This window comes from Gordonia aquimaris, from assembly GCF_026262595.1.
Classification (GTDB): domain Bacteria; phylum Actinomycetota; class Actinomycetes; order Mycobacteriales; family Mycobacteriaceae; genus Gordonia; species Gordonia tangerina.
This window is the reverse complement of record NZ_JAPKFM010000052.1, coordinates 1-6,576: the sequence shown is the minus strand read 5'-3', so window position 1 is coordinate 6,576 and position 6,576 is coordinate 1. Positions and strand designations below refer to the sequence as shown.

Genomic DNA, 6,576 nt, shown 5'->3' with positions numbered 1-6,576 from the left:
GAACGCCAGGTTCGACAAGGCGACCTTCACCGGGAACGCCAGGTTCGACAAGGCGACCTTCACCGGGAACGCCGGGTTCGGCGAGTCTCGATGGCGCACGCTTGACTGGTCGGGATCGCGGTGGGAGACGACATCGGTGATCACGACGGGGCTCGCTGCAGAGCGCATCGTGCTTGATCGGGTGGTGTTCGAGGAGCCGGTTCAGCTCGAACTGGCGGCAGCGAGCATCATCATGAAACGCACCCGCGCCGCCGAGCGCCTACATCTGGTGGTAGCCGGTGCGGAGGTGGACCTCGAGGATGCCGACCTCCCGAAGGGCTCACTCATTGAAGCCGCGCCGATCTCCGTGCCGACAAACGACGGGAAGGGCAGTGTTCCTGGCAGCGGGAGCTGGGTACCAATCCCGAAGTTACGCAACGAGCACGGCGTCATCGATGCCCCGGACGGGATGATGCTGCATCAGTGGCTCGGCCACGTGCACGCCCTGCTTAGACTCGACCGGGACCTGAGTGCCGCGCTCACCCACGCACCGCGCGCATCAGTAACGTCGCTGCAGCGGGCGCACATCGCGGGCACCACGCTGTCCGGGATGGATTTGCGGGCCTGCACCTTCACCTCCGCCGACGGCCTCGACGAACTGGTCATCACCGGCGACGACATTCTCACCAACAATCACGGCGAGCGGGACGAGACGCGAGCGTGGCCGGCGTACGGCCGGAAGTGGTGGCGCACCGGCCGCCGCGTCCTGCACGACGAACTCACCCTGCGCACCTCACACGCCACCACCGAGACCTCCGGTGAACCCGCCACTACTCCCACCGCGCCCTTGACCCATCGAAACGTCTCAGCCACCTACCGGTCGCTGCGAAAAGCACTCGAAGACAGCAAGGACGAACCCGGCGCAGCCGACTTCTACTACGGCGAAATGGAAATGCGGCGGCTGGCCGCCAAACCGATGTCGGTGGAACGGTGGCTGCTCACCGTGTACTGGCTGATCTCCGGGTACGGGCTCCGTGCTTGGCGGGCGTTGGCGGGCCTCGTTGTGGTTATTGCGGTCGCTGGCTGGTGTTTCACCAAAGATGCGTGGGCGGCCAGGACCACTACGAAGACACCGACGTCGGTGAACCTGGATACCGGAGCTATCACCTCAACCGCACCGCCGCCCGAAGGACTGTCCCTTGCGCGGGCGTGGCTGTTCGCGACGCAGGAGACCGTCGCACTGTTCCGGCCGGCCGGGCTATCCGGAGTTACCCTCGCCAGCGTCGGCCACATCGTCGACCTCGCCGTCCGCATCCTCGGACCAGTCCTCCTCGCCCTCGCGGTGTTAGCGATACGCAACCGCACCAAACGCTGACGGGTTTCCACCAGCGCGGTGCTCTGGTGGAAACTGACACGGTGTTACTGTAGCTCCAAATTCGACACTGGTGACGAATCAGGTTGCAGCACAGTCTAATACGAGCCGATAATTTAGATTATGTCAAGTAAAGCACTGCATATTGCATCCGATGCATCAGGCCGGCTGTCGGATGATGTCTGTCGGTGTCGGATGACAACGCAGTTGAGACTTTGACACCCTAGGTGAGACTCGATGACACCTATCTGAGGCTCCGAAGTCTCTGAGCTGCTCGGGTCCGGTAAGAACTCTCGCTTCGACTGTCACTCAGATCTTTTGACGACCATCGATCGCGAAGTCTCACATCCGATGACAGCATCGCCACGCGCCGACGTTCCGAATCCGCGGGTCGGGCACTCTCAAGTGCGTTGTCACCACTCCCAAGCACGTTGTCACCCGACAACCTGCCCCACCGTGACCTGCGGGAACCTTCCGGCACTCCCACATCGGCTGTCGTCCGGGCTTAGTCACCGTCCAGATCGCCCGGGGCTCTCATCAATCCGTGACGTTAACCCCGGTTCCCACTTCGGCGGGACCTGGCGCCCATCCCTACGAACGTTGAGAAGGTTCTCCTTCACCGCCCACCGGCGGCCGGCGGTCAGAGAGCGGGCCGACCCCGACCTGCTGGTACTAGGCTGGGTCGGCCGCGGGATCTCACGCCGCCTTGTCTCCGATGACCACAGCCGCGATCTCTTCGGCGATCGCCTCGATCTCATGGGTGGCCGTGGACAACGCCACTTTGTCGGCAAGGGACGGGCTGTAGGCGCGGACCTCGTCGGCACCCACCTCATGCCAGATCGGGAGGATTGACTGCTCGCCCGCGTTCGTGCGGGTGACGATCCCGTCGAGTTCGTGATTCGGCCAGCCTTTGTCGAAGAACGACGGCGACAACACCACGAGACCGAACCGGCTCGACCGGATGCCCTGATCGATACGCCGACGAAGGCTCGAACCGATGCGAAGCTCTGCAACGTCCAACCAGACACGGACGCCGCGTACGGCAAGCGCGTCACGGAGCGGTATAGCAACGCTCAGCTTGTCCTCGGACGCGTGGGAGAGAAAGACGTCCCACGTCTGGCCAGCCATGATGTCATCCGAAGGCGGCTCAACAACGTCGTCGCGAACCTCGACCCGTCGAGCTGGATTGTCCTCGCGGATCTTAGGAAGAGCGCCGCGAGGTGCGGGCTCAACACCGACCCCCACGCGGTAACGACCTAGGTAGCCACCGAGGTCGGTAACGATGATCCACCGGCCAGAACTCGGGATCGTCAGCCGGACCGGCGACCGCTTTGCGAGACCACCGGTGTACCGGTAGCGGCGACCGGACTTGTAGTTCCGGTACTCGGACTGCGTCATCAGCTGGACGTTGGCCTGGCTGTCGAGGGTGACAACGGCGGTCGCGCCCTTCTGCTGATGGCCGAGGTCGTGGACGGTGTGTTTCACAGGGTGCTCCTGTCGTGGGAACGACGATGTAACCCCTACCCCCGAGTTGTTGTAGCTCGAGAACCCGCGTTGTAGCCTGTCCTTACAGCGACCAACTGTGAGACAGAACCCGGACGAGGTTGATCCCGTTCGGTATCTTGTCGTTCTGGAGTTAGTCTATCGCCCGTACCATCGACGCGACAGTTTGCGAATAGCATTCGTGAGATTCCCTGGTCACTTTCGGCGTGTCGCCACTGGTCGGCGTTTCCACTGTCGCGATCGACGGCGCTCAGTGGGCCTGAAAGACGCGCGCGGCGTACCTCGCGGTCGAGCGCCTCAGCGGCGCCGGCCATGATCGATTTCGGCAACTGTCGCCCCTCGCCGACTTCAGGGGCCGGGGTTGGCAAGAGTGCAGGTCGGTCGAAAGACCGGCCCACGGCAAGCCCTGTGGGGGCCAGTCGATCGACAATCCGCCGAGTAGGCATTGCCGACCGCCTCGCGGCCATCAGTCCGGACAGCGACGGCCCGACTCTGACATCATTGACCGCAAACTACTATGATGGTTAGTAGGCCCTGTAACGGACCCACGCTCTGTTGTGCCGATGTCCACACCGGATGAAGGACTTTGTAACTGATGGGCCACTTTGGCGCTCTGAGGACCCAATTGGGCGAGATGCTTCGTGACCGCGGATCGACTGGCGATATGCAGTCGTCGTCGCAGGGTCTGAGAACTCTTCGGCGACACCGTTCGGAGGGGGTCAAACTTCAGCACCTGCTGGTACTTGCAGCGCTGACGGTCGTTGTGGTGGTACTGACCTCGTGCAGCTCGGCCAGTGGGGGCTCTACCTACAGTGACCAGATTCAGGCCGTCGACAGTTTCGCAGAGATGACCCGACCCTCCATCACTGTGGGCACCGACGGCGGTGGTCGACTCGCACCGAACGCGGTCGTTGAACCTGGGCTTCCTATCGTTGTGTCAGCCAGTCGTGGCGCGTTGACAAAGGTTGATATCCCAACAGCCAGTGGCCGTGCCTTGGCGGGCTCACTGAGCGAGGATGGCAGTACGTGGATAAGCACCCAGCCGCTGGGGTACTCGAAGCAGTACTCCGTTCGAGCCGAGGCCGTGGGTGTGGGTGGTCGAATGAGCGTCTCGCAAGGTTTCACGACAGCCTCGCCGGAGACCCTGACCAACGCGGTAATCCTCGGCGAGAAGACCGTCGGGATTGCCCAAACGATCGGTGTTCGATTCGCGGATCCCATCCCTGACCGAAACAAGGCACAGGCTGCGATCACCGTGACCTCTGATCCTCAGATGCAAGGCGCGTTCTACTGGATCAGCGACTCGGAAGTCCGATGGAGGCCCGAACGCTTCTGGACACCAGGCACCAAGGTCAATGTTGCCGTGAACATTTACGGAGTCGACCTCGGCGACGGGCTCTACGGCAACGGAAATCTGTCCTACGACTTCACCATCGGCCGAGCTCAGGAAATCGAAGCCGACGACAAGACCAAGACCATCGTCGTCAAGAGGGATGGCAAGGTCATCCGAACCATGCCGACATCGTTCGGCAAAGACAGCACACCGACTCCACGCGGCATCTACATGATCGGTGATCGCGTCGAGCACATCATCATGGACTCCTCCACCTACGGAGTGCCTGTCGAGTCCTCAGCGGGATACCGCACACCCGTCGACTGGGCGGTGCAAATGTCCTACAGCGGCATCTATATGCACGGCGCGCCGTGGTCAACGGCGGCGCAGGGCAACAGTAATGTCAGCAACGGCTGCCCAAATCTGAGTCCCGCAGATGCAGAATGGCTCGTGAAGAACACCCTGCGCGGAGACCCCGTCACAGTCAAGAACACCAACGCCGAAAGGCTATCGGGAGTCGATGGACTCGGTGACTGGAACATTCCGTGGTCGCAGTGGAAGAAGGGCAACGCAAACCCTAGAGGCTTTGGTTGACCTTCGGAGTCACCGGTCTCGTTCGCTACGGCTCGCGCCGACAATATTCAAGGTCGGCCGAGACCGTTGCTTTGATCGGTTCATGCACGACCATCGGCTACTCGTCAGTCCGACCACCAGAGCCGTGGCATTTTCGCCGGAGTGTTTCAACCCGAACGACTCGGCGGATCATCCTCGCTCGAATCCAAGCTGGTGGGATGGTCGCTGACTCATCCCTTCAACCTGACCGGTACGCCAGCGATCTCCATCCCCTGCGGACTCACCTCAAACGGCCGCCGGGTGGGTAGGCAAATCGTCGGGGGCTTTGGCGTGATGAGGATTGCACTGCGAGTCCTAGACACAGCCGTGGGCGCATCATCAGCCTCTCTCCACTACGAAAAATTCCAACCCGCCGATAACTGGCTACACTCATTCACGAGCTGACAGCTGCCGACGCCGATATCCGATGCGACTCCTTGTGCTTGACCTTTGTCGGCGGCACGACGTGGACACAGACACACAGGGTGTCCGCGCAGCAAGCGTGGCGTGGGGAGTACTTCGCCATCTTCTCCGGTTCACGGCAAGCCGCAGACCGCGGCAATCTCGACGACAAGTGCTGCCAGTGTGAGCAATGCCGTGATGGAAATGAGCCGAGCTGAAGGCTCGATGAACGCGAAACTGATGACCAACAGCAGTCCGGCCGTGGCTAGCACGGAAGCTCCAAATCCGACACAGTCCAGCCATTGCACTGTGAACCGCCCCGGGTCTGTCGGAGGCTCTCGAACCTGTGAAGGATGGAGAGCATGGCAGCACCACGCAAGTACAGTGAGGAACTCAAGGACCGGGCCACCCGGATGGCATGTGAAGCGCGACGAGATCCCGATTCGTCGAGAGGTGCGATCAAGCGGATCGCCGATCAGCTCGGAGTCCATCCCGAGGCGTTGCGCAATTGGGTTCGTCAGGCCGAGATCGACGGCGGGGTCCGCCCGGGCACCACGAGTGAGGACGCTGACCGCATCGCGGCGTTGGAGCGGGAGAACCGTGAACTGCGGCGAGCGAACACGATCTTGAAGCAGGCTTCGGCTTTCTTTGCGGCGGAGATCGACCGCCCACAGCGTTGATCGTGGAGTTCGTCGCGGCTCACCGCGATGAACACGGAGTCGATCCGATCTGTGCGGCATTGCGCGATACGTCCGCCCAGATCGCTCCGTCCACGGTACGAGCCCACCTGAGCCCCCAGAAGACCGAGGCGCCTCGTGTGGTGCGTGACCGGGATCTCCTTACCCAGGTCCGCGCGGTGCATGCCGACAACCTCGGCGTCTACGGTGCCCGCAAGGTGCATGCCCAATTGCGCAGACAGGGCCATAGTGTTGCCCGCTGCACCGTCGAGCGATTGATGAAAGCCGATGGGCTGCAAGGGATAGCGAGACTCAAGACACGCAAGACCACGCGCAGCGAGGGAGCTGAAACACCCCGGCCGGCTGACCGGGTCAACCGTCAGTTCACCGCGGCGGCACCGAACGCGTTGTGGGTGGCGGACCTGACCTACATCCGCACCCACTCGGGCTGGGTGTACGCGGCGTTCGTCCTGGACGTGTTCTCGCGGATGGTCGTCGGCTGGCAGGTCTCGACCACGATGCACACCGACCTCGCATTGGACGCCTTAGACATGGGATTGTGGGCACGGTCGCGTGCCGGCCACGACGTGGCCGGGCTGATCCACCACTCCGACCGCGGAGTGCAATACCGAGCCATCCGCTACACCGAACGACTGGCCGAAGCCGAAGCGGTGACATCTGTTGGCTCCAAGGGGGAT

Annotated in this window: 6 protein-coding genes and 1 other annotated feature; of the genes, 4 read left to right on the top strand and 2 right to left on the bottom strand. The window is 62.3% G+C overall.

Annotated features, from left to right (window positions below; all coding sequences use genetic code 11):
- The coding region (locus OSB52_RS24390; RefSeq protein WP_266063917.1) for a pentapeptide repeat-containing protein at positions 1–1,354 on the top strand (1,354 nt) is incomplete at its 5' end.
- A 693-nt stretch (positions 1,355–2,047) separates the two neighbouring features.
- On the opposite strand, the gene OSB52_RS25105 is transcribed toward OSB52_RS24390, so the two are convergent.
- Complete coding sequence (locus OSB52_RS25105) at positions 2,048–2,836, bottom strand: DUF1883 domain-containing protein (RefSeq protein ID WP_266063915.1); 789 nt, start codon at positions 2,834–2,836, stop codon at positions 2,048–2,050.
- Positions 2,837–3,518: 682 nt separating this feature from the next.
- Between OSB52_RS25105 and OSB52_RS24380 the strand changes: the two genes are divergently transcribed.
- Complete coding sequence (locus OSB52_RS24380; protein WP_266063913.1) at positions 3,519–4,781, top strand: L,D-transpeptidase; 1,263 nt, start codon at positions 3,519–3,521, stop codon at positions 4,779–4,781.
- Between the two features lie 554 nt (positions 4,782–5,335).
- On the opposite strand, the gene OSB52_RS24375 is transcribed toward OSB52_RS24380, so the two are convergent.
- The gene (locus tag OSB52_RS24375) at positions 5,336–5,473 is read right to left on the bottom strand and encodes a hypothetical protein (protein WP_266063911.1); all 138 of its coding nucleotides are present in this window, start codon (positions 5,471–5,473) and stop codon (positions 5,336–5,338) included.
- 90 nt (positions 5,474–5,563) lie between these two features.
- On the opposite strand from OSB52_RS24375, the gene OSB52_RS24370 reads away from it, so the two are divergent.
- Complete coding sequence (locus OSB52_RS24370) at positions 5,564–5,881, top strand: transposase (protein WP_004022138.1); 318 nt, start codon at positions 5,564–5,566, stop codon at positions 5,879–5,881.
- Positions 5,842–5,970: a sequence feature (AL1L pseudoknot), on the top strand. It overlaps the preceding gene by 40 nt.
- Positions 5,884–6,576, top strand: a 693-nt coding sequence (locus OSB52_RS24365; protein ID WP_266063909.1) for an IS3 family transposase, incomplete at its 3' end; no start/stop codon positions are given. It overlaps the preceding feature by 87 nt.